At 71.2% G+C, this 23,503-nt stretch carries 19 protein-coding genes and 1 pseudogene; 15 read left to right on the top strand and 5 right to left on the bottom strand.

Going from position 1 to position 23,503, the window contains the following annotated elements:
- The first annotated feature begins 289 nt into the window (after window positions 1-289).
- A complete protein-coding gene (gene nrdR / locus AB0K05_RS18270; protein ID WP_148030140.1) occupies window positions 290-745 on the top strand; it encodes a transcriptional regulator NrdR in 456 nt (151 codons plus the stop codon).
- Window positions 742-4,608, top strand: a complete 3,867-nt coding sequence (locus AB0K05_RS18265; RefSeq protein ID WP_271278980.1) for a vitamin B12-dependent ribonucleotide reductase — start codon at window positions 742-744, stop codon at window positions 4,606-4,608. The genes nrdR and AB0K05_RS18265 overlap by 4 nt, the downstream gene beginning before the upstream one ends.
- A gap of 95 nt (window positions 4,609-4,703) precedes the next feature.
- Here the strand turns inward: AB0K05_RS18265 and AB0K05_RS18260 are convergent, their stop codons facing one another.
- Window positions 4,704-5,102 carry an ester cyclase gene (locus AB0K05_RS18260; protein WP_271278981.1) on the bottom strand — a complete coding sequence of 133 codons (399 nt, stop codon included), beginning with the start codon at window positions 5,100-5,102 and terminating at the stop codon, window positions 4,704-4,706.
- 137 nt (window positions 5,103-5,239) lie between these two features.
- On the opposite strand from AB0K05_RS18260, the gene AB0K05_RS18255 reads away from it, so the two are divergent.
- Together AB0K05_RS18255 and AB0K05_RS18250 are read left to right on the top strand one after the other, a co-directional pair.
- Complete coding sequence (locus tag AB0K05_RS18255) at window positions 5,240-6,337, top strand: PrsW family intramembrane metalloprotease (RefSeq protein WP_187281028.1); 1,098 nt, start codon at window positions 5,240-5,242, stop codon at window positions 6,335-6,337.
- A gap of 42 nt (window positions 6,338-6,379) precedes the next feature.
- Window positions 6,380-7,027 (top strand): pyridoxamine 5'-phosphate oxidase family protein, encoded by a 648-nt coding sequence (locus tag AB0K05_RS18250; protein ID WP_271278982.1) that lies wholly within the window; start codon window positions 6,380-6,382, stop codon window positions 7,025-7,027.
- Here AB0K05_RS18250 and AB0K05_RS18245 read toward each other — a convergent pair.
- Both AB0K05_RS18245 and AB0K05_RS18240 read right to left on the bottom strand, forming a co-directional pair.
- Window positions 7,024-7,197, bottom strand: a complete 174-nt coding sequence (locus AB0K05_RS18245; protein WP_187281029.1) for a hypothetical protein — start codon at window positions 7,195-7,197, stop codon at window positions 7,024-7,026. The genes AB0K05_RS18250 and AB0K05_RS18245 overlap by 4 nt on opposite strands.
- A gap of 281 nt (window positions 7,198-7,478) precedes the next feature.
- Window positions 7,479-7,931 carry a carboxymuconolactone decarboxylase family protein gene (locus tag AB0K05_RS18240; protein WP_271278983.1) on the bottom strand — a complete coding sequence of 151 codons (453 nt, stop codon included), beginning with the start codon at window positions 7,929-7,931 and terminating at the stop codon, window positions 7,479-7,481.
- A gap of 146 nt (window positions 7,932-8,077) precedes the next feature.
- Here AB0K05_RS18240 and AB0K05_RS18235 point away from each other — a divergent pair, with 146 nt between their 5' ends.
- From AB0K05_RS18235 to AB0K05_RS18225, 3 genes and pseudogenes are all read left to right on the top strand, one after another.
- Complete coding sequence (locus tag AB0K05_RS18235; RefSeq protein ID WP_271278984.1) at window positions 8,078-8,329, top strand: hypothetical protein; 252 nt, start codon at window positions 8,078-8,080, stop codon at window positions 8,327-8,329.
- Window positions 8,330-8,492: 163 nt separating this feature from the next.
- The gene (gene sthA / locus AB0K05_RS18230) at window positions 8,493-9,626 is read left to right on the top strand and encodes a Si-specific NAD(P)(+) transhydrogenase (RefSeq protein WP_271278985.1); all 1,134 of its coding nucleotides are present in this window, start codon (window positions 8,493-8,495) and stop codon (window positions 9,624-9,626) included.
- A 213-nt stretch (window positions 9,627-9,839) separates the two neighbouring features.
- Window positions 9,840-9,992: pseudogene (locus AB0K05_RS18225) on the top strand (transposase domain-containing protein); the annotation flags it as partial.
- On the opposite strand, the gene AB0K05_RS18220 reads toward AB0K05_RS18225, so the two are convergent.
- Entirely contained in the window at window positions 9,990-10,739 is a 750-nt protein-coding gene (locus AB0K05_RS18220) for a DoxX family membrane protein (RefSeq protein ID WP_364230242.1), read from the bottom strand. The pseudogene AB0K05_RS18225 and the gene AB0K05_RS18220 sit on opposite strands and share 3 nt — an antisense overlap.
- 8 nt (window positions 10,740-10,747) lie before the next feature.
- On the bottom strand, window positions 10,748-12,277 hold the full coding sequence (locus AB0K05_RS18215; protein ID WP_148030148.1) for an MFS transporter: 1,530 nt from the start codon (window positions 12,275-12,277) through the stop codon (window positions 10,748-10,750).
- Between the two features lie 209 nt (window positions 12,278-12,486).
- Between AB0K05_RS18215 and AB0K05_RS18210 the strand changes: the two genes are divergently transcribed.
- The 8 genes from AB0K05_RS18210 to AB0K05_RS18175 all read left to right on the top strand — a co-directional run bounded on the left by AB0K05_RS18210 (window position 12,487) and on the right by AB0K05_RS18175 (window position 23,498).
- Window positions 12,487-13,383, top strand: a complete 897-nt coding sequence (locus AB0K05_RS18210) for a haloalkane dehalogenase (RefSeq protein WP_364230240.1) — start codon at window positions 12,487-12,489, stop codon at window positions 13,381-13,383.
- Window positions 13,384-13,449: 66 nt separating this feature from the next.
- Window positions 13,450-15,792 (top strand): AAA family ATPase, encoded by a 2,343-nt coding sequence (locus tag AB0K05_RS18205; protein WP_364230237.1) that lies wholly within the window; start codon window positions 13,450-13,452, stop codon window positions 15,790-15,792.
- Between the two features lie 84 nt (window positions 15,793-15,876).
- A complete protein-coding gene (locus tag AB0K05_RS18200) occupies window positions 15,877-16,863 on the top strand; it encodes an ABC transporter permease (RefSeq protein WP_364230235.1) in 987 nt (328 codons plus the stop codon).
- The gene (locus AB0K05_RS18195; protein ID WP_271278989.1) at window positions 16,860-17,771 is read left to right on the top strand and encodes an ABC transporter permease; all 912 of its coding nucleotides are present in this window, start codon (window positions 16,860-16,862) and stop codon (window positions 17,769-17,771) included. Before AB0K05_RS18200 ends, AB0K05_RS18195 begins: the two co-directional genes overlap by 4 nt.
- Window positions 17,768-19,777 (top strand): ABC transporter ATP-binding protein, encoded by a 2,010-nt coding sequence (locus tag AB0K05_RS18190; RefSeq protein ID WP_364230232.1) that lies wholly within the window; start codon window positions 17,768-17,770, stop codon window positions 19,775-19,777. Before AB0K05_RS18195 ends, AB0K05_RS18190 begins: the two co-directional genes overlap by 4 nt.
- 32 nt (window positions 19,778-19,809) lie before the next feature.
- Window positions 19,810-21,498 carry an ABC transporter family substrate-binding protein gene (locus tag AB0K05_RS18185; protein WP_364230229.1) on the top strand — a complete coding sequence of 563 codons (1,689 nt, stop codon included), beginning with the start codon at window positions 19,810-19,812 and terminating at the stop codon, window positions 21,496-21,498.
- Between the two features lie 35 nt (window positions 21,499-21,533).
- Window positions 21,534-22,643: a winged helix DNA-binding domain-containing protein gene (locus AB0K05_RS18180; RefSeq protein WP_364230227.1), complete on the top strand. Its 1,110-nt coding sequence runs from the start codon at window positions 21,534-21,536 to the stop codon at window positions 22,641-22,643.
- Window positions 22,644-22,670: 27 nt separating this feature from the next.
- On the top strand, window positions 22,671-23,498 hold the full coding sequence (locus tag AB0K05_RS18175; RefSeq protein WP_364230224.1) for a PhzF family phenazine biosynthesis protein: 828 nt from the start codon (window positions 22,671-22,673) through the stop codon (window positions 23,496-23,498).
- The last annotated feature ends 5 nt before the right edge of the window (window positions 23,499-23,503 follow it).

Genomic DNA, 23,503 nt, shown 5'->3' with positions numbered 1-23,503 from the left:
TCACGTACGTGACGCGTACCAACAAAAGTGACACGTCCCGGACGACACGCCGAGGCGGGGCGGGGACGCGGGGGCTGATCAGCGACTTCGGCCGGGCGGGCCCGGCCAACTTGCGTTCATGGTCGCGCGCTTCTACGGTTGGACCACAACATCTAGTAGTTACACCGATGTAGTTCACCACACCTTGTGTTTCGGCGACCGCACCAGACAGAAGCTCCGGTGCGTGCGCGAGCGTCCCCAGAGGCGGATGCCGTGCCTGTGGTGACCCCTGAAACGAGGAGGCGTAAGCGTGCATTGTCCGTTCTGCCGCCACCCCGACACCAGGGTCATCGACAGCCGCTCCACAGAGGACGGCGCGGCGATCAGGCGCAGGCGCACCTGCCCGGAATGCGGGCGGCGATTCACCACCCAGGAGACCGTGCTCCTCATGGTCAGCAAGCGCAGCGGAGTCACCGAGCCGTTCTCGCGTGACAAGGTCGTCGCGGGCGTGCGGCGAGCCTGCCAGGGCAGACCGGTCAGCGAGGACTCACTGGCGCAGCTGGGGCAGAGGGTGGAGGAGGCCATCAGGGCCAAGGGCGCGGCCGAGATCGCCTCCAACGAAGTGGGGCTGGCGATCCTCGGGCCGCTGCGCGAGCTCGACGAGGTGGCCTACCTGCGGTTCGCATCGGTTTACCGCGGTTTCGAGAGCCTGGCGGACTTCGAGGCCGAGATCAAACAGTTGAAGGCGGAGAAGGGGGAGTCATGACGGAGACGTCCAGCGGATCAGTGGCGCGCGGAGGCAAGCGTCCCCGCAAGGGTCTGAAGATGAAGCGGATCTTCACCACGCCCGGCGTGCACCCGTACGACGAGATCGCGTGGGAGCGCCGCGACGTCGTCATGACCAACTGGCGCGACGGCTCGGTCAACTTCGAGCAGCGGGGCGTCGAGTTCCCCGACTTCTGGTCGATCAACGCGACCAACATCGTGACCACCAAATACTTCCGCGGCGCGGTCGGCACACCCCAGCGCGAGCACAGCCTGAAGCAGCTCGTCGACCGGGTCGTCGGCGTCTACACGCGGACCGGCCTGGACCACGGCTACTTCGCCAGTGACGAGGACGCCGAGATCTTCGACCACGAGCTGAAGTACGCCCTGGTCCACCAGATCTTCGCCTTCAACTCCCCGGTCTGGTTCAACGTCGGCACCCAGTCGCCCCAGCAGGTGAGCGCCTGCCAGCCGTACGACGCGCTGGTGAGCACGCCCGACGGGCTCGTCCCGATCGGCAAGCTCGTCCAGGACAACGCGATCGGCGCCAAGGTCTACGACGCCCACGGCCTCACCCGCGTCATCGCCACCAAGGCCAACGGCGTGAAGAACGTGCTGCGCCTGCACACCAAGGCGGGCTACACGCTTGACGTCACCGGCGACCACCTGGTGTGGAAGGCCACCGGCGACGGCACCGGCCACTTCGTGGAGGCCGCCACCCTCAATCCCGGAGACCAGCTCGAGTGGCACCGGCGCGAAGCGTTCGGCGAAGGCGAGATCGACTTCACCGAGGTGGCGGAGGCGGCCCTCGCCGGCTGGCTGCAGTCCGACGGCTTCGTCGGACAGTACGAAGGGACCAACGAGTCCCTCACCATCGAGGCGATGACCGTCAACGACGCCGAGCTCGCCTGGGTGACCCGAGCCCTCGACGTCGTGTTCCCCGACGTGCACCGCAAGGAGCGCACGGTGGAGACGCAGGACACCTCGCTCGACTGCCGGCGCACCCGCCTCTACGGCAAGTCGCTGGAAGGCTTCGTGGACAAGTGGGACCTGCGTCGGCGCGGCGTCGACATGTCCGTCCCCGCTGGCCTCTTCACCGCTCCGCTGCCGGTGGTGGCCGCCTATCTCCGCAGCGTCTTCCAGGCCGAGGGCTTCGTCTCCGCGAGGGAGAGCTCCACCGTCGTCGAGGTCGACATGATCTCCGAGGAGCTGATCCGCGGCATGCAGCGCCTGCTGCTGCGCTTCGGCATCTACGCCCGCGTCGGCTTCAAGAAGGACGCCCGCGACGACCGCAAGGGCTGCTGGACGCTGCGCATCCAGTCCGCCGGCGACCGGCGCACCTTCGCCGACGAGATCGGCTTCGTCGACGAGACCAAGTCCGGCAAGCTCGAGACGAGCTTCGACAAGCCGGGACACCCGTCGAAGGCGACCAAGCGGCTGGAGATCGACCGGGTCGAGGACCTCGGGCCGATGGAGGTCTACGACATTCAGACCGAGAGCGGCGAATACCTCTCGGGCAACCTCCGGGTGCACAACTGCTTCATCCTCGCCGTGGACGACACGATGGAGTCGATCCTGGAGTGGTACAAGGAAGAGGGTGTGATCTTCAAGGGCGGCTCCGGGTCGGGCGTCAACCTGTCGCGCATCCGCTCGTCCAAGGAGCTGCTCTCCAGCGGCGGCACCGCCAGCGGTCCCGTGTCGTTCATGCGCGGCGCCGACGCCAGCGCCGGCACGATCAAGTCCGGTGGCGCGACCCGCAGGGCCGCCAAGATGGTGGTGCTCGACGTCGACCACCCCGACATCGAGGAGTTCATCGAGACCAAGGCGCGCGAGGAGGACAAGGTCCGCGCGCTGCGTGACGCCGGGTTCGACATGGACCTCGGCGGCAAGGACATCGTCTCGGTGCAGTACCAGAACGCCAACAACTCGGTGCGGGTCTCCGACGAGTTCATGCGCGCGGTGGAGAAGGGCGAGAAGTTCGGCCTGCGCGCCCGGCTCACCGGCGAGGTGATCGAGACCGTCGACGCCCGCGACCTGTTCCGCAAGATGGCGAAGGCCGCGTGGGAGTGCGCCGACCCCGGCGTGCAGTACGACGACACGATCAACGACTGGCACACCACCCCGGAGACCGGGCGGATCACGGCCAGCAACCCCTGCTCCGAGTACGTCCACCTGGACAACTCGTCCTGCAACCTGGCCAGCATCAACCTGCTGAAGTTCCTCAAGGACGACGGCTCGTTCGACGTGTCCAACTTCGTCAAGCTGACCGAGCTGATCATCACGGCGATGGACGTCTCGATCACGTTCGCCGACTTCCCGACGGAGAAGATCGGTGAGACGACGCGCGCCTACCGGCAGCTCGGCATCGGCTACGCCAACCTGGGCGCCCTGCTGATGGCGACGGGTCACGCCTACGACTCCGACGGCGGCCGCGCGGTGGCCGGGGCGATCACGTCGCTGATGACCGGCGTGTCCTACCGCCGCAGCGCGGAGCTGGCCGGGGTGGTCGGCCCGTACGACGGCTACGCGCGCAACGCCGAGCCGCACAAGCGGGTGATGCGCAAGCACGCGGCGGCCAACGACAACCTGCGCGCGATCGGCGCGATGGACTCCAAGATCCACGCCGAGGCGTCGCGGCAGTGGGCCGAGTGCCTCAAGCTGGGCGAGCGGAACGGCTACCGCAACGCCCAGGCCAGCCTGCTCGCGCCCACGGGCACCATCGGCCTGATGATGGACTGCGACACGACCGGCATCGAGCCCGACCTGGCGCTGGTCAAGTTCAAGAAGCTCGTCGGCGGCGGGTCGATGCAGATCGTCAACCAGACGGTCCCCCGGGCGCTGGTGAAGCTCGGCTACCAGCAGGAGCAGATAGAGGCGATCGTCGAGTACATCGCCGAGCACGGCCACGTGGTCGACGCCCCCGGCCTGCGGCAGGAGCACTACGAGGTGTTCGACTGCGCGATGGGCGAGCGGGCGATCGCGCCGATGGGTCACGTGCGGATGATGGCGGCGACGCAGCCCTTCCTGTCGGGCGCGATCTCCAAGACGGTCAACCTGCCCGAGTCGGCCACGATCGACGACATCGAGCAGGTCTACCGTGAGGGCTGGGAGCTCGGCCTGAAGGCGCTGGCGGTCTACCGCGACAACTGCAAGGTGGGCCAGCCGCTGTCGGCAGGCGGCAGCAAGAAGGAGGAGCCGAAGGCCGCCGAGCCGGAGGTCAAGGTCGTGGAGGTGGCGCGGCCGACCAGGCGGCGCATGCCCAACCAGCGGCCGAGCACCACGACGCGGTTCACGGTCGGCGGCGCCAAGGGCTACATGACCGCCTCCTCCTACCCCGATGACGGGCTGGGCGAGGTCTTCCTGAAGATGTCCAAGCAGGGCTCGACGCTGGCGGGCGTCATGGACGCCTTCTCGGTGGCGATCTCGATCGGGCTCCAGTACGGGGTGCCGCTGGAGACGTACATGAGCAAGTTCGTCAACATGCGCTTCGAGCCGGCGGGCATGACGGACGACCCGGATGTCCGGATGGCGACGTCGGTGATGGACTACATCTTCCGGCGGCTGGCGCTCGACCACCTGCCCTACGAGGAGCGGGCGGCGCTCGGCATCTTCTCGGCGGCCGAGCGGGCGGCGCAGCAGCGCGGCGAGGACCCGGCGGCGCTGCAGGAGACGGTGGAGTCGCTGGCCCAGTCGGCGCCGATCGAGGAGAAGCCGAAGCAGGAGCCCAGCAAGGAGCTGACGCTGGAGAGCCACCAGCGCTTCACCGCCGACGCGCCGCTCTGCATGACGTGCGGCACCAAGATGCGCCCGGCGGGCAGCTGCTACGTCTGCGAGGGCTGCGGCTCGACCAGCGGCTGCAGCTGAGCGAGGGGTAGATCGTCCGCTAACGAGGTGCCGGTGCCGATCCGGCACCTCGTTCGCGCTTCCGGCCGCGGCGCCGTCACCAGGATCGGGGCGTGTCAGCCCGTCCCGAGCTGGCGGGAGAGCGACTGGATGTCGGAGATGACCCAGTACTCGGCGAACCTGCCGTCCTCGGCGCGCAGGATGTCGTGGCCGCTGAAGGCGATCCGGGTGCCGGGGGCCGCGGTGGCGCCGGGCATGCCGCCCCGGTAGGCGCCGGCGAAGGTCCAGCGGGCGGCCACGTGGTCGCCGTCGACGAGGGGGCCGACGTCGAGGGTGATCGTGACGTCGTCGAACGGCTCGTGTCCCTGCCGGAGCGTCTCGATCAGCTGGTCGGGGCCGTGCACGTCCATGCCCGGCCAGTGGCCGACGAAGCCGGGGGTGACGAGTTCGTGGGCGAGGGAGAATTCGCCCTGCCACAGGTGGAGCAGCCATCGCTCGTACAGTTTCGCCATCATGCCGGTGACCTCTACCCGGGTACGGGGCTTCGATAGATTGCTCGGCGCGTGTTCGCCATGGTTTCGTCAACCGTTCTGAAACCGGGCGTCGATCAGGACGCGGCATGCTGGGTGTCCATGGAAAGGGAGGGCCTGCCATGACGGTTCCGCCGCAAACCCCGATGCTCGACCAGCGGCCCAGCAAGGCGCTGATCATCGCCCTGGTGCTGTCCGGCCTGCTGGCGTTGGGCGTGCTCGCGGTGCTGCTGCTGAGCGGCGGGCCCGTCGGCTTCGGTCTGTCGGCGCTGCTGGCCATCGCGCCGCTGCCGGTGCTGCTGGCGGCGGTGCTCTCGCTCGACCGGCTGGAGCCGGAGCCGAAGCTGCATCTGGCGTTCTCGTTCAGCTGGGGCGCGGGGGTGGCGGTGGGGCTGGCCATCCTGCTGAGCGTCGTGGGCATCGAGCTGTTCGCCCGCGCCGGTTACGGCCAGCAGGCCGTGAACCTCATCAGCGCGGTGGTGCTCGCGCCGGTCATCGAGGAGGCGCTGAAGGGCGCCGCGCTGCTGCTGCTCCTGCGCCGGCGGCGGGAGATCGACGGGCTGACGGACGGCATCGTGTACGCGTCCATGGCCGGGCTGGGCTTCGCGACCGTGGAGAACGTCGGCTACTACCTGACGGCCTTCGGTGAGGAAGGGGCGGGCGCGGCCTTCCAGCTGTTCGTCATCCGCGGGCTGATCGACCCGCTCGGCCACCCGGTCTACACGTCGATGATCGGGGTCGGGGTGGCGTACGCGCTGACGCGCCGCAACGCCGCCCGGTTCGCCGCGATCCCGCTCGGCTATCTGGGCGCGGTCTTCCTGCACGCCCTGTGGAACGGCGCGGCCTCCAGCGGGTCGCTGGCGGCGGTCGCCGGCGCGTACCTGGTGATCATGCTGGTGCTCATCGGGCTGATCGTCATCACGGTGGTGGAGCGCAGGCAGCTCGTCTCACGGATGGGCGCCTATCTTCCCTTGTACGGTCACACCGGCCTGGTCACCGAGCAGGACGTGGGGATGCTGACGACGATCGCGGCCCGTCGCGCGGCCCGTAAGTGGGCCAGGGGCGCCGGGCTGGGCCGTGAGATGAGCGACTACCAGCAGGCGGCCACCGAACTGACGATGCTCCACCTGCGCGCGGAGCGGGAGAGGACGGATCCGGCCCGGTTCGCGGTCGAGCGTGATCTGCTGCTGGGCGCGATGGCCCGGGCCCGCCGCTGGTGACCCTCTCTGGCCCGGAAGCGCTTTCCTGACACAATGTCCGGGATGGGCGTGAAAGGAGAGCGGATGAGCTGGGTGGAGATCGAGTCCGAGGCCGAGCTGCGCGAGCTGCTGGGTGAAGTGATGCCGCGGGCGGCGACGAAGGAGCGCACCCGCCTGCACGAGCGTGACCGTCAGTGGCTGGCGACCTCGCCGTTCTGCCTGATCGCCACGGCCGACGCCGATGGCAACTGCGACGTCTCGCCCAAGGGCGACCCTGCCGGGTTCGCCCACGTGATCGACGACACCATGATCGCCATCCCCGAGCGCCCCGGCAACCGCAGGGCCGACGGGTTCCGCAACATCCTGTCCAACCCGCACGTCGGCCTGATCTTCCTGATCCCCGGCCGCAACGAGACGTTGCGTGTGAACGGCCGTGCCCGGCTCGTGCGGGAGGCGCCGTTCTTCGACGAGATGATCGTCAAGGGTCACCGGCCCAAGCTCGCCCTGGTCGTGGAGATCGAGCAGATCATGTTCCACTGTGCCAAGGCGTTCATGCGCAGCGCGCTCTGGCGGCCGGAGAAGTGGGGCCCCGACGCGCTGCCGTCGCACGCCACCCTGGTCAAGGAGCTGCAGACCACACCGGAGACCCTTGAGGAGCTGGAGACGTACTACTCGGACGCCGCCTACCGCAAGAAGCTCTACGAGGTCTAGGCCGCGGGGGTGGGGCCGTCGGGGAAGCGGATCACGTTGCGGCCCGTGTAGGCCCGCAGGTCGACGACCTTCGGATCGACGGCCGCCTGCTTGCGGTGCACGGCCACTGATCGGATGTCGCGGATCTTGTGCGTGGCGATGCGCGGCGGGACCGTCACCAGCCTTCTCATCGTCCTCCCCCCGTGATGTTCCTGTTACCTATGTTATTAACAGAAACCCGGGTAAGGGCGGTGTAAGACAGAAATTCAGTAGGGCAGGCGGCGGCCCGACGGGGACCGCAGGTCCAGGTCCGCGGCGCGGACCGGACGCCGCCTGGTCGTCGTCCTGACGATGCGCACGCGCTTCATGGGTGTGCCCCCTCTCGCCTGGCGCCAACCTAACCGGGCGCGCGTCGTACGCTCAACGCATTTGTGCGCACCGGGCGGGCGCCGTGACGCCCGCCCGGTGAGTGTCAGACGCCGCCGCCGGGGACGGCCCGGGTCGTGACGGCGAGCCGGTTCCACGCATTGATCATCGCGACGGCCACCACCAGCGACGCGAGCTGCTTGTCGTCGTAGTGCTCGGCCGCCTCCTGCCAGACCTCGTCGGAGACGCCCTTGCCGTGGTCGGCGAGCCTGGTCGCCTCCTCCGTCAGGGCCAGCGCCGCCCGCTCGGCGGGGGTGTAGAACGTGGTCTCGCGCCAGGCGGCCACCGACCAGATCCGCTCGTCGCTCTCGCCGTCCTTCTTCAGCTCGCGGTTGTGCATGTCCACGCAGAACGCGCACCCGTTGATCTGGCTGGCGCGCAGCTTCATGAACCCGATCGTGGCGTGCGGGATCCCGCAGCCGTCGAGGTACTTCTCGACGGAGAGGAACGCCCGGTAGGGCTCGGGGGCGAGGGCCGCGACGTTGAGCCGCTGAGTCATCGATACCTCCATGGTGAGTCGTTGCCGACGCGTCATGGACGGGACAGCCCCGCCGGATGTGACAGTCCGGAAAAATCTGAATAGGGCAGCCTTCTGCGGATATGAGACCTCTGCACGGACATCACTAATGATCAGGGGGGATCATCATGGCTGTCTGCGAGACATGCGGCAACGACTACGACATGGCGTTCGAGGTCCGCGCCCAGGGCAGAACCCACACCTTCGACTCCTTCCAGTGCGCGATCGACAAGATGGCGCCGGTATGCGAGCACTGCGGCACCAAGGTCATCGGCCATGGCGTCCAGTCGGGCGACCACTGGTACTGCTGCGCCCACTGCGCCCGGCAGGAAGGCTCCAGCGGCATCGTCGACCGCGTCCCGGCGGGCGCCACCGCCTGACAGCCGGGATTCGGGCTTCTCCAGATCGTCACCGGCACGCACACTGGCGGTGTGGCCGACTTCGATGTGGTTGTCATAGGTTCCGGGCCCGGTGGGCAGAAGGCGGCCATCGCCGCCGCCAAGCGACATCACCGTCGGCGACCTGGGCATCAGGACTTAGCACGTGATCGGCCGCGAGGTCGACGTGATCCGCAGCCAGCTCTCGCGCAACCACGTGGCCGTCTTCACCGGCACCGCCAGTTTCACCGACCCGCACACCCTGGACGTCACCGACGAGCAGGGACGGGCCGTCAAGATCAGCGGACGGAAGATCATCATCGCCACCGGCACCCGCCCGGCCAGGCCGGAGTCGGTGGAGTTCGACGAGCAGACGATCATCGACTCCGACGGCATACTCAACCTCCAGCGGGTCCCGGAGTCGCTGGTGGTCGTCGGCGCCGGGGTGATCGGGATCGAGTACGCCTCGATGTTCGCCGCCCTCGGCACCAAGGTGACGGTGGTGGAGCGGCGGGAGCGGATGCTCGACTTCTGCGACCTGGAGATCGTGGAGGCGCTCAAGTACCACCTGCGCGACCTGGCCGTCACCTTCCGGTTCGGGGAGACGGTCGCCGCCGTGGAACGCCGGCCGAGAGGCGCCATCACGCTGCTGGAGAGCGGCAAGAAGATCCCCGCCGAGACCGTCATGTACTCGGCCGGGCGCCAGGGCATGACCGACCGCCTCGGGCTGGAGCAGGCCGGGCTGGCCGCCGACGACCGGGGGCGGATCGCGGTGGACGCGCACTACCGCACCGCGGTGGAGCACATCTACGCGGTCGGCGACGTGATCGGCTTCCCGTCGCTCGCCGCCACCTCCATGGAACAGGGCAGGATCGCCGCCCAGCACGCCTGCGACGAGCCGCTGGCCGGCATGACCCCGCTGCAGCCGATCGGCATCTACACCATCCCCGAGATCTCCTTCATCGGCCGCACCGAGGACGAGCTGACCAAGGCGCAGGTGCCGTTCGAGGTCGGCGTCTCCCGCTACCGCGAACTGGCCCGCGGCCAGATCATCGGCGACACGTACGGGATGCTCAAGCTGCTCGTCTCACCCGAGGACCGCTCGCTGCTGGGCGTGCACGTGTTCGGCACCGGGGCGACGGAGCTGCTGCACATCGGCCAGGCGGTGATGGGCTGCGGCGGCGCCATCGACTATCTGGTGGATGCGGTCTTCAACTACCCGACGCTGGCGGAGTCGTACAAGGTCGCGGCCCTGGACGCGATGAACAAGCTGCGCCGCGTCGCCCGCTTCGAGCTCTAGCCCCAACGCCGTTCAGTTAAGGCGAGGGATGTTCGTCAAGAGCAGTGAACGAAGCAGCGGAGCTGCTGTAGAAGAGGTCTGTCAATCCAAGACATCCTCACCACAGGAGCTCCGCTGTTGGAACAGGTTGCCACAGTCAGAACGGTCGGGGTAGCAGCCGGTGTGTTCGCGCCCGGACATCTGGGTGAACTGACCCGGATCATCCCGTTCGAGATGGTCGATGAGGTGCTGACGCAGACCCGTGCGCTGCAGCGCAGGGTCCGGCTGGTACCAGCACGGGTCACGGTGTATCTGCTGCTGGCCGCGGCATTGTTCACCGGGCTGGGCTACCGGCAGGTGTTCGACCGGTTAACGGCGTTGGCTCTAGCCCTCCGTGGCGCGCCGCGACCGGGGCGCCGGCTTCTTGCGGCCCGCCACCAGCGTGTCGCCGGGGGAGGGGGAGGGCTCCTCGGTGGTCGCCGCGCGCGGCCTCGGGTGCGGCGCGGTGTCTTCGAGGGCGGGCTCCGTTTCCTTGGAGGTACGAGGGCGCGCCGGCTTCTCGGCGGGCGGTTCCTTCTTCCCCGTGGTCTCCGGCTTCCCGGTGGCCTCGGGCTTGGCCGGGGCGGGCGGGCCGGTGGGCTTGTCGGGGTCGCGCAGTGAGGCGATGACCGCGTCCGCCTCCTTGTCGGCGGCGAACTCGTCGGCCGCCGCGGACTCCCGCCGCCTGATCACCACCATGTGGTCGACCGAGACGCGGCCCGCGCCCACCACGGCGAGCAGCAGCGAGGCCGCGCCGAGCAGGATCAGCTCGTTCAGCGTGATTGGGTTCAGCGGCGGGGCCACCCACAACACCGCGACCGCCTCCGCGAACAGGACCAGCCCCATCACCGACACCATCAGCCCGGCGATCAGCAGCGCGCCGCCCACCAATTCGACCAGCATGGTGACTGTGGCCCAGGCGCGCGGGGCGGGGGCTCCCTGGGACTGGAACTGGACGCCGGTCTCCATCAGCCCGATTTCCAGCTTGCGCCAGCCGTTGGCGAAGAAGATGCCGCCCACACCCAGGCGGGCCACCAGCGCGGCGAGATCACGGAGGGACTGTCTCACGGTTGTTGACTGCCCTAAGGGGGACATCGCACACCTCAATCACGGCGGAGCAGCATGGCCACCGCGACGGCGGTCAGGCTGAGCAGGACGACGCTCACGACCACGGTCGTGTGCAGGGCGTTGACGAAGGCCCAGCGGGCCGCGTTCAGCAGGGCGCCGCCGGCGCTGCCGCCTATCTCCTCGGCGACGTGGGCGGCTCCCGCGAGTGACTGCCTGGCCTGGTCCATGCCCCCGCCGGGGATGCCCCGCACGTCGGGCACCGCGGGCGCGTACGCGATGGTGGTGATCGTGCCGAGCACCGCGACGCCGAGCCCGGCGCCGAGCTCGTAGGCGGTGCCCTCGATGGCGGCGGCGCCGCCCGCGTGGGAGGCGGGCGCGGCGGACATGATCGTGTCGGAGGCGGCCAGCAGCGCCACCTGCACACCGAAGCCGATGCCCACGAAGCAGCACGCCAGCATCACGGGATGGCCCTCGACGCCCCAGGTCAGCGTGGGGGTGAGGGCGAGCGCGACGAGCGCGAGGCCGCCGCTCATGGTGGCGCGCATGCCGAGCCTCGGCAGGATGTGCGCGGCGACCAGCCCGCCCGCGACAGCCGACAGCACCAGCGGGAGCATCCGGAACGCGGCGCGCACCGGGGTGTCGCCGAGCACGAGCTGCAGGTACTGGGCGAGCATCAGCTGCAGCCCGACCAGCGCGAACACGCCGAGCAGCACGCCCAGCACGCCGGTGGTGAACTCCCGCCGCCGGAACAGCGAGACGTCGAGCAGCGGCGTCTCCAGCCGGGTCTGCCGCCGGGCGAACCACACCAGCAGCCCCGCGCCCGTCAGGAAGACCGCGACGGCGGCCGGGAACGGCATCAGGCTGCCCGACCCGGCCTCCTTCAGCCCGAAGGCCAGCGCCAGGATGCCGAACACGGACAGCACGGCGCTGGTCACGTCCCACGGGCGCGGCTCGGGGTCTCGGTACTCGGGGAGCATGCGCAGGGCGGCGGGCAGCAGCACGAGCAGGATCGGCACGTTGATCAGGAAGACCGCGCCCCACCACCAGCCGACCAGCAGGCCGCCGATGAGCGGCCCCACGGCGGCCCCGGCGGCGGCGACCGCGCTCCACACGCCGAGCGCGATGGCGCGCTCGCGGCGGTCGGTGAACACCTGGCGGATCAGCGACAGCGTGGCCGGCATGATCATCGCGCCGCCGACGCCGAGCAGTGCCCTGGCCAGGACGAGCGCCAGCGGCGTGGGGGCGAAGGCCGCCCCGGCCGAGGCCACGCCGAACAGCACGAAGCCCGCGATGACCAGGCGTTTGCGCCCGTAGCGGTCGCCGAGCGTGCCGAAGAGGATGAGCAGCGGGGCCACGATCAGCGAGTAGACGTCGATGATCCACAGCAGCTGGACCGCTGACGGCTCCAGGGCGGCGGTGAGTGCGGGGACCGCGATGTGCAGGACCGTCGCGTCGACCGTGATGAGCAGGAGGCTCACGCAGAGCAGCACCAGGATCTTCCAGCGGTTTTCCTGATGCTCGCGGCCGGCGCGGCGTGCGAAGGGCACGGCCTGGGTGACGGTCATGGACCTCCTTGCGGGCCGATCCCTTCACAGCGGGCCCGCACGAAACTTGCGTGGCAGCTTATGGCATGCCGCGGGATGGGTGCAGCGGTATCGAATGATCCAGGAATGGCTGTCCGTCTATTGACCGAAATGCCACCATTTATCGGGATCGGCATTCATGGTATCCGGACTCCACGCGCCGGGCCGCCCGCGGACTAGAATCATGTTCTATGCGGATCCTGCGTACACCCGACGACCGCTTCACCGACCTGCCCGGCTTCCCGTACGAGCCCCGCTACGCCGAGATCGGCGACGGGCTGCGGATGGCCTACGTCGAGACCGGCCCCGCGACCGGGGAACCCGTCGTGCTCCTGCACGGCGAGCCGTCCTGGTCGTTCCTCTACCGCCACGTCATGCCCGAGCTGGCCGCGGCCGGACTGCGCGCCATCGCCCCCGACCTCGTCGGGTTCGGCCGCTCCGACAAACCCGCCGAGCCGTCCGACCACACCTACGCCCGCCACGTCGAGTGGACCCGCGCCCTGCTGTACGACGCGCTCGGCCTGACCGGCGTCACCCTCGTCGGCCAGGACTGGGGCGGGCTCATCGGCCTGCGCCTGGCGGCCGAGCACCCCGGCCGGGTGGCCAGGATCGTCGCCGCCAACACCGGCTTGCCGACCGGTGACATTCCCATGCCCGAGGTGTGGCACCGCTTCAAGGACGCGGTGGCCAGCGCCCCCGCTCTGGACGTCGCCCGGTTCGTGCAGTCCGGCTGCGCCACCCGGCTCTCCCCGGAGGTGCGCGCCGCCTACGACGCCCCCTTCCCGGACGAGTCGTACAAGGCGGGCCCGCGCGCCATGCCGGGACTCGTCCCGCACACCCCCGGCGACCCGGCCGGGCCGGCCAACCGCGCCGCCTGGCAGGTGCTCACCACCCTCGACCGGCCGTTCCTCGTCGCGTTCTCCGACGGCGACCCGATCACCGGCGGCATGGCGCCGATCCTGCGCTCGTCCATGGCCGGCGCCGCGGGCCTGGACCATCCCGTCATCAAGGGCGCCGGTCACTTCCTCCAGGAGGACGCGGGCACCGAACTCGGCCGGCACATAGCCGCTTTCGTGACCTCCACCTAGCGTGTCAGGTCCGCCCACACCGGGGTTCCGTACGGTATAACCGGGGGCGGACACCGGGGAGGCGTGATGCAGGAGTCCGGCAGGGCCCGTCCCGCGGGCCGAGCCGCGGTGCGAGATCTGTTCGAGCAGGTGCGGCTGCGCTATTTCCGGCTTCCCCCCGCCGTGCGCAGAGTGCTCTACGCGGCGATCCTCATCGGGGCGGTCGGCACCGGCGCGGCGCTCGGCTGGGACCTGCTCGACACGTTCCTCACCACCGCGCTGATCCTCTGCTTCGTCGCGCTCACCCTCCGCTTCCCGCAGGCCGCGGCGACCGTGCTCGTCCTGGCGGGCTGGATCGCGCTGCTGCCGCTCTTCTCCCCACTCTTCCCCGCGCAGCCGATGGCGCCGACCCTGCTCATGCTGCTCGCCGTGCCGGTCGCCGTCGCCGCCCACCTGATCCGCTGGGTCACCCCGTGGGTGTCCGCGCTGCTCGCGCTCGTGCCCGCCGGCGCGCTGGCCGCCGCGCTCTCGCTCGTCTCGGAGAACCTCGCCGTCTGGGTCGCCTACGGCGCCGCCGCGGTCGTGCTCGGCTACCGTTTCCTGCTCGCCCGCCGGGCCAGGGCCGAGCTGGGCGCGGAGGAGCGGGTACGGGTGCGCGCCCGCGAGGGCAGGCCCGAGGCGCAGCCGGAGAAGGCCCAGGGCCTGCCGCAGATCTCGGTCGAGGAGGCGCTCGCCGAGCTCGACGCCATGATCGGCCTCGCCCCTGTCAAAGAGCAGGTCCGCTCGATCGCCGCCTCTATCGAGGCCTCCCGGCTGCGCGCCGAGGCCGGCTACACCGCGGGCCGTCCGGTGCGCCACTTCGTGTTCGTCGGCCCGCCGGGCACCGGCAAGACCAGCGTCGCCCGCACCCTCGCCAAGATCTTCTACGCCTTCGGCCTGCTGGAGACCCCTTACGTCGTCGAAGGGCAGCGCGCCGACCTGGTCGGCGAGTACCTCGGCGCGACCGCGATCAAGACCAACGAGCTGGTCGACCGGGCCCTGGGCGGCGTGCTCTTCATCGACGAGGCGTACGGTCTGATCAACTCCTCCGACGGCCAGCCCGACCGGTTCGGCGCCGAGGCCGTGCAGACCCTGCTCAAGCGCGCCGAGGACGACCGCGACCGGCTGATCATCATCCTGGCGGGCTACGAGCAGGAGATGACCTCGTTCCTGTCCAGCAACCCCGGGCTGGCCAGCCGGTTCGCCACCCGCGTGCGCTTCCCCGCCTACTCCGCCGCCGAGCTGGCCCAGATCACCGAGCTCCTGCAGCGCAGGCGCGGCGACACCATGGGCGACGACGCCAAGGCCGCGCTGCTCGGCCTGTACGAGGACGTCCACCGCCGCGGGCTGGTCGACGAGCTGGGCAACGCCAGGTTCGCCCGCAGCCTGGTCGAGGCCGCGGCCCAGGCCCGCGACGTGCGGGTGGTGGGCGCGGGCGGCACACCGACCACCCAGGACCTGGTGACCACCACCACCGCCGACGTGACCAAGGCGTTCGACGAGCTCACCGCCCGCTTCCGCGGCTACGTCGCCACCCCCACACTGGAGGAGGCGCTCGCCGACCTCGACCGGATGGCCGGGCTCGCCCCCGTCAAACGGCAGGTCCACGCCATCGCCGCGCAGCTCCAGGTGGCCCGCATGCGGCAGGAGCGCGGGCTGCCCACCCCGCCGCAGATGCGCCACTTCGTGTTCGCCGGCCCGCCCGGCACCGGCAAGACCAGCGTCGCGAGGGTGCTGGGCCGCGTCTTCGCCGCGCTCGGCCTGCTCGCCCGGCCCGACGTGGTCGAGGCGCACCGCGCCGACCTGGTCGGCCAGCACCTCGGCGCGACCGCGATCAAGACCAACGAGCTGGTCGACCGGGCGCTGGGCGGCGTGCTCTTCATCGACGAGGCCTACAGCCTGGTCAACCCCGGCTACTCCGGCGGCGACGCGTTCGGCGCCGAGGCCGTGCAGACGCTGCTCAAACGCGCCGAGGACGACCGCGACCGGCTGGTCATCGTGCTGGCCGGCTACGAGCGCGAGATGGACGCCTTCCTCGCCACCAACCCCGGCCTGTCCAGCCGCTTCAACCAGCGGGTCGCCTTCCCCAGCTACGCGCCGCGCGAGCTGACCGAGATCGCCGTGCTGCTCGCTGAGCAGGCCGGCGACCGCTTCGACGACGACGCGCTCAACGACCTCGACGAGGTCTTCACCTGGGTGTGCGAGGAACGGCTGATCGACGGGCTGGGCAACGGCCGGTTCGCCAGGTCGCTGTTCGAGCGCGCCGCGATGCGCCGCGACGTGCGGCTGGCCGCGGGCGCCTCGGCGGAGGAGCCGGCCAGCGCCGCCGAGCTGACGACGATCACCAGCGACGACGTCCGCACCGCCGTCGACGAGCTTTCCGGACGTTAACCAGACCCCTCCTTGGCACTCGCCTGCGCGGCCCCCGTCGCATGCTGTAGCAATATGGCTACACAGTGTTGCGGAGGAGGGGAGATGGCCGGGTTCCTGGCGCGCAGGCTGGTCAGCTCGGTGGTGCTGGTCGCCGTCGCGGCCTCCCTCGCCTACCTGCTCGCCGCCGCCGCGCTCGACCCGCGCGCCAACTACGCGGGCCGCACTCCCGCCCCGCCGCCCGCCGTCGTCGACGCGCAGCTCACCGCGCTCAACCTGAACGACCGCACCCCCCTGACCGAGCGCTACCTCACCTGGGCGGGCGGAGTCCTGCGCGGCGACTTCGGCAAGAGCGTCAGCGGCGCGCCGGTCGGTGACGACCTCAAGCGGCGGGCCGGTGTCACCCTCCGGCTGGTCCTGCTCGGGCTGGTGTGCGGCAGCGTGCTGGGCGTCATGGCGGGAGCGCTCGCCGCCGCCCGGCAGTACGGCTGGTTCGACCGGCTTTCGGCGGCCGTGTCGTTCCTGCTGCTCGCGGTGCCCGTGGTGGTGCTGGCCAACGTGCTGATCCTGGCCGGCACGTGGGCCAACGACCACCTGTTCGGCGCCCGGGTGCTGCTCGTGGCGGGGGAGGCGAGCGCGGGGCTGGAGGCCGGGCTCTGGGAGACGCTCCTCGACCGGGCCCAGCACCTCGTCCTGCCGACCGTCACGATCACGCTCGGGCTCGCCGCCGTGTTCAGCCGCTACCAGCGCAACACGATGCTCGACGTGCTCGGCGCCGACTACCTGCGCACCGCCATGGCCAAGGGCCTGACCAGACGGCGGGCGCTGATCCGCCACGGGCTGCGCACCGCGCTCATCCCGGTCGCGACCTACTTCGCCTTCACCTTCGGCGCCCTGCTCACCGGGGCCACGTTCGCCGAGAAGATCTTCGGCTGGCACGGGCTGGGGGAGCGGCTGATCAGCTCGATCTTCACCAACGACGTCAACACCGTGGCCGCCATCTCCTGCCTGGCCGCGGTCGCCGTGCTGGTCGCGTCCATGGCCGCCGGACTGCTGCAGGCCGTGCTCGACCCCAGGGTGCGGGCCGGATGACGCTGTCGGAGGAGGTCGCCGAGGAGTCCGCCGGCGACGACGCCGGCCGGCCGCCCCCGCCGTCCAGGGCCAGGGCGGTGACCGGCCGCTTCCTCTCCTCGTGGCAGGGCAGGGCAGGCGCGCTGGTGCTGGCGCTGGTGTTCCTGTTCGCGTTCGCGGGCCCGCTGGTCAGCCCGTGGTCCCACACCGACAAGGACTTCGCCGCGTTCCTCGCCCCGCCGTCGGCCGCCCACTGGTTCGGCACGCTGCAGACCGGCGCCGACGTGTTCGCCGTCACGCTGCGCGGCCTGCAGCGGTCGCTGGTCGTCGGGCTGCTCGCGGCCGTGGTGTGCACGGCGCTGGCCGCGCTCGCCGGGGCGTTCGCCGGCTACTTCCTCGGCTGGACCGACCGGGTCATCACCTGGGTGACCGACCTGCTGCTGGTGTTGCCCGCGTTCCTCATCCTGGCCGTCATGTCGCCGCTGTTCGGGTCCGGGCAGTGGCCGCTGTTCGTGCTCATGCTGGCGCTGTTCCTGTGGATGGTGACCGCCAAGATGGCCCGCGGGATGACGATCTCGCTGCGCGAGCGCGAGTTCGTGCGGGCCGCCCGCTACCTGGGGGTGCCGCCCGTGCGGATCGTGCTCTCGCACGTGCTGCCCAACCTGTCGTCGCTGCTGATCGTCGACGCCACGCTGAACGTCAGCGCCGCCATCCTCACCGAGACCTCGCTGTCGTACTTCGGGTTCGGCATCCAGCCGCCCGACGTGTCGCTCGGCACGCTCATCGCCGACGGCTCCAGGACCGCCGTGTACGCGCCGTGGACGTTCTGGTTCGCCGCCGGGCTGCTCGTGGTCACCGTGCTCGCGGTCAACCTCATCGGCGACGCGCTGCGCGACGCCTTCGACCCGACGGCGAGGGAGCCGCGATGACCCCCGCGCTGGAGGTGACCGACCTGCGGGTCACGCTCGGCGGGGCGCCCGTCGTGCGCGGCCTCGGCTACGCCGTGCGCAAGGGCGAGGTGCTCGGCCTCGTCGGCGAGTCGGGCTGCGGCAAGTCGGTGTCGGCGGCCGCGGTGATGGGCCTGCTGCCGCCCGGCGCCCGGGTGACCGGTTCGATCCGGCTGGGAGGCAGGGAGCTCGTCGGCCTGCGCGAGCGGGAACTCGCCGCCGTCCGCGGCAGCGCCGTCTCGATGGTGTTCCAGGACCCGCTCTCCGCGCTCACCCCGGTCTACCGCGTCGGCGACCAGATCGCCGAGGCCGTCCGCACCCACCAGAAGGTGACCAAGGAGCAGGCCGCGGTCCGCGCCGTCGACCTGCTCGACCTGGTCGGCATCCCCGACCCGGCCCGGCGGGCGCTGGCCTTCCCGCACGAGTTCTCCGGCGGCATGCGCCAGCGGGTGCTGATCGCCATGGCCATGGCCAACGACCCCGACGTGATCATCTGCGACGAGCCGACGACCGCGCTCGACGTCACCGTCCAGGCCCAGGTGCTGGAGGTGCTCAAGACCGCGCAGCGCCGGACCGGCGCCGCCATCGTCATGATCACGCACGATCTGGGGGTCGTGGCCGGCTTCGCCGACCGGGTGCTCGTCATGTACGCGGGCCGCCCGGTCGAGTCCGGCGACGTGGACGACGTCTTCTACCACGCCCGCATGCCGTACACCGCCGGGCTGCTCGGCGCGGTGCCGCGCATCGACGCGGCCGGCCGGGCCGCGCCCGCGCCGATCGACGGCGCCCCGCCCGCGCCCGGCGACCTGCCGCCGGGCTGCCCGTTCGCGCCACGCTGCCCGCTGCGGGTGGAGGCGTGCGACGAACGCGAGCCGCCGCTGTTCGAGGTGGGCCCGGGACACCGCGCCGCGTGCATCAGGTGGGACGAGGTGAGCCCGCCGCTCCCCGCGCCCCCGGTCAGGACAGGGCCGGGCGCCCGCGGGCCGCGCACGGTCCTGGCCGTCGACGGGCTGGCCAGGCAGTACCCGCTGGTCAAGGGCGCCGTGTTCAGGAGACGCGTCGGCACCGTCCACGCGGTCGCCGGCATCAGCTTCGACATCCGCGAGGGCGAGACGCTCGGCCTCGTCGGCGAGTCCGGCTCCGGCAAGACCACCGCGCTGACCGAGATCCTGGAGCTGACCCGCCCGCAGCAGGGCCGCGTCGTGGTGCTCGGCCGCGACACCGCCGCGCTCACCGCCGCCCAGCGGATGGAGATCAGGCGTGACGTGCAGGTCGTCTTCCAGGACCCGCTGGCCTCGCTCGACCCGCGGATGACGGTCCACGACATCCTGGCCGAGCCGCTGCGCACGCATCGGCGCGGCGATCCCCGGCGGCGGGTCGGCGAGCTGCTCGCCCTCGTCGGGCTGGACCCGGCGCACGCCGCCCGCTACCCGAAGGACTTCTCCGGCGGCCAGCGGCAGCGCATCGCCATCGCCCGCGCGCTCGCGCTGGAGCCGCGCCTGCTGGTGCTCGACGAGCCGGTCTCCGCGCTCGACGTGTCGGTCCAGGCCGGGGTGCTCGGGCTGCTCGGCGCGCTCAAGACCGAGCTCGGGCTGTCCTACCTGCTGGTGGCGCACGACCTGGCCGTGGTGCGGCACATCGCCGACCGGGTGGCCGTCATGTACCTGGGCAGGATCGCCGAGATCGGCCGCGCCGACGCCGTCTACACCGCGCCCGCTCACCCGTACACGCAGGCGCTGCTGTCGGCGATCCCGCTGCCCGACCCGGCCCGCGAGCGCGCCCGCGAGCGGATCCTGCTCACCGGCGAGCGGCCCGACCCGGCCTCCCCGCCGTCCGGTTGCCGGTTCCGCACGCGGTGCCCGACGTTCCGTTCGGTGCTGACGGAGACGGAGCGCGGCCTGTGCGCCGACACCGAGCCCGAGATGCGGCCGCTGGGCGAGGACCAGTCGGCCGCCTGCCACTACGCGGAGAGGCTCGCCGTCGTCTGACCCGGCTCGTACCCATTGGAGGAGAACCACCCATGAAAGCCCCGTTGACAGGCGTGCGGCTCGTCGTCGCCGCCGTACTCGCGCTGACCCAGGCCGGCTGCGGCACGCGCGGCCCCTCCGGCGGCGCGGGGCAGGGCGACGACACCATCAAGGCGTCCGACATCAACCTCCAGCCGCGCGACAAGGTCAAGGAGGGCGGCACGCTCCGCTGGGGCATCAACGAGTTCCCCACCCAGTGGAACCGCAACCACATCGACGGCAACCTCGCCGTGGCCGCGGTGGTCAGCAACGCGCTGCTGCCGTCGGCGTTCACCTCCGACGGCAACGCCAGGCTCTCGGTCAACCGCGACTACGTGCTCGAAGCCCGCATCACCGACCGCAGCCCCCACCAGGTCGTCACCTACACCCTCAACCCCAAGGCCCGCTGGTCCGACGGCAAGCCCATCACCTGGGCCGACTACCGCGCCCAGTGGGAGGTCATGCGCGGCGCCGACCCGGCCTTCCGCATCGTCTCCGCCACCGGCTACCAGGACATCGCGAAGGTCGAGCGGGGCGCGGGCGAGCACGAGGTGGTGGTGACGTTCACCCGGCCGTTCGGCGACTGGCAGGCGCTGTTCGGCCCGCTGCTGCCCGCCTCCGTGAACGAGAACGCCGAGGCGTTCAACTCCTCCTGGGTGAACGCGATCCCGCTGACCGCCGGGCCGTTCAAGGTCGGCGCGCTCGACCAGACCGCCAAGACCGTCACGCTCGTCCGCGACCCCGCCTGGTGGGGGGACCGCGCCAAGCTGGACCGGATCGTCTACCGTGCCGCCGAGCAGGACTCCCTCACCGGCATGTTCGGCAACGGCGAGCTGGACGTGGCCGACATCGGGCCGTCCGCCCCCGACTACGCCAGGGCCAGGAGCGCCACCGGCGCCCAGGTGCGGCTCGCCGCGGGGCCCGACTTCCGCCACTTCACCCTCAACGGTTCCAGCGAGAAGCTCCGCGACGTGCGTGTGCGGCAGGCGATCCAGCTCGGCGTCGACCGGATGTCCATCGCCCGATCGGACCTCCAGGGTCTCGACTGGCCCGCCACGCCGCTCGGCAACCACTTCTTCATGCCGACCCAGGAGGGCTACCGCGACAACGCGGGCAGCTTCGGCGCCTACGACCCTGAGCGGGCCAAGCGGCTGCTGGACGAGGCCGGGTGGAAGCTGGACGGGACCGTACGGAGTAAGGACGGACACCCTCTGGACCTGCGGTTCGTGGTGCCGGCCGGGTCGCAGCTCAGCAAGTCGGAAGGCGAGCTGGCGCAGAGCATGCTCGCCAAGATCGGGGTCAAGCTGACCATCCAGGCGGTCCCGGGCGACGACTTCTTCACCAAGTACGTGATCCCCGGCGACTTCGACATCGCGCCGTTCGCGTACATCGGCACCCCGTTTCCCGTGTCGAGCAGCTACGGCGCTTACGTGAACAGCCCCGACGGCAAGACCTGGAACGCCAACCTGGGGCGGTCCGGCTCGGACGACATCGACGCCGCGCTGGACCGCGCGGTGGCCGCGCTGGACCCCGCCAGGGCCCGCGCCGGGGTCAACGCCGCCGACCGGCTCATCTGGGCGCAGGCCAACGTGCTGCCCCTCTACCAGCGGCCGCAGGTGGTGGCGGTCAAGGACACCCTGGCCAACGTGGGCGCCCGCGGCTTCCACGACCTCCGCTACCAGGACATCGGCTTCACGCGCTGACGTCGTTGTCGGGGGCGGCTGGTAGAAGTGTCCGGGTGACCACTTCCGTGACCTGGCCGCAGATCCTGGCGTGGCGGCTGCGCCGTCAGTTCGTGAGCGAGCCCTGCGACGGCGGGCCGGTGGAGGTGGCCCGGCGGCTCTGCGGGGTGCAGGCGCAGGTGGCGTCCTCCGCCCAGCTCGCCGTCGCGGTGCGGAGCGACCGGCCCGACCCCGGCGCGATCGACCGCGCGCTGTGGGCCGATCGCACGCTCGCCAAGACGTGGATCATGCGCGGCACCCTCCACCTGGTGCCCGCCGACACCCTGCCCGACCACTGCGCGGCCCTGAGCACGCTGCGCTTCTGGGAGAAGGGTTCCTGGCAGCGCGGCCACGGCGTCACCGCGGGCGAGATCGAGGCTATCGTCGACACCGTCCCGAAGATTCTCGGCGAGCGCCCGATGACCAGGGAAGAAGTGGTCGACGCGGTCGTGGCGGCCACCGGCGACCGGCATCTGCGCGAGGCGCTCGGCTCCGGCTGGGGCGCCCTGCTCAAGCCGCTCAGCCGCCTGGGCGAGCTGTGCTACGGCCCGCCCCGCGAGGGCCGCGTCACCTTCGTCGCCCCGAGAGCCTGGCTGTCGGGCTGGCCCGGGGCCCTCCCGCCGCCCGAGGAGGCCGGGGTCCGGGTGGTCCGCGCCTTCCTGGGCGCCCACGGCCCGGCGACGCCGGAGATGCTCGACGGCTGGCTGTTCGGCGGCGTCGCCAGGAAGGCCGTGCTCAAGGGCTGGTTCCGCGACCTGGCCCCCGAGCTGGCCGAGGTGGAGACCGGCGACGGCCGCACCCTCCTGGCCCTCGCCGAGCACCTCGACGACCTGGCCACCACCCGGCCCTCCGAAGAGGTCCACCTGCTGCCCGGCTTCGACCCGTACATCCTGGGCGCCCCGCGCGCCCTGGAGCCGCTCGTCCCGGCCGCCGCCAAGCCCAAGGTGAGCCGTCAGGCCGGCTGGATCTCCCCGGTCGTGGTCCACCGGGGCCGGGTGGCCGGCGTCTGGAAGGCCGAGGCGGGCCGGGTGGAGGCCGAGCTGTTCGAGGACGTCCCCGAGCCGCCGCTCGCCGCCGCGGCGGCCCGCGTCGAGGCCCTGCTCACGACCGTCCGCACCGCGGAGTGACCGGTCCGCCGTGCGACACTCGCGTGCATGGGACGAGCCTTCCGCCAGGTCGACGTGTTCACCGACACCGCCTATCACGGCAACCCGCTGGCCGTCGTGGTCGACGGCGCCGGGCTGACCGACGAGGAGATGGGGCGCTTCGCCAACTGGACCAACCTGTCCGAGACCACCTTCCTGCTGCCGCCCTCCACCGGCGAGGCCGACTATCGCGTGCGGATCTTCACGCCGTCGGGCGAGCTGCCGTTCGCCGGGCATCCCACGATCGGCAGCTGCCACGCCTGGCTGGAGACCGGCGGCGCGCCCCGTGACCCCGGCATGATCGTCCAGGAGTGCGCGGCGGGCCTGGTGCGCGTCCGGCGCGACGGTTCCGGGCTGGCCTTCGCCGCGCCGCCGCTGCTGCGCTCAGGGCCCGTCGACGAAGACCTGCTCGGGCGGCTCGCCGACGGGCTGGGCATCGGCCGGGGTGAGATCGCCGACGCCGAGTGGGCCGACAACGGGCCCGGCTGGGTGGCGCTCCTGCTCCGCGACGCCGACGCCGTGCTCGCCCTAAGGCCCGGCCGCCTTCCCGTCGACACCGGCGTCGCCGGGCTCTACCCCGAGGGCTCTCCTTACGCGTACGAGGTGCGCGCGTTCTGCCCGTACGAGGGCGGCATCATCGAGGACCCGGTGACCGGCAGCCTCAACGCCTCCCTCGCCCAGTGGCTGCTGCGCACCGGCCGCGTCACCGCGCCGTACGCGGCGAGCCAGGGCACCGCGCTCGGCCGCGCCGGCCGCGTCCGGATCTCCGCCGACGACACCGGCGTCTGGGTGGGCGGCTCCGCGGTCACCTGCGTGACCGGCGAGGTCACGCTGTGAGGTCA

The sequence above is a fragment of the Nonomuraea sp. NPDC049486 genome, assembly GCF_040676925.1.
Classification (GTDB): domain Bacteria; phylum Actinomycetota; class Actinomycetes; order Streptosporangiales; family Streptosporangiaceae; genus Nonomuraea; species Nonomuraea ferruginea.
Note: the sequence above shows the minus strand (reverse complement) of the source record. Positions and strands in the feature narration are given on the sequence as shown.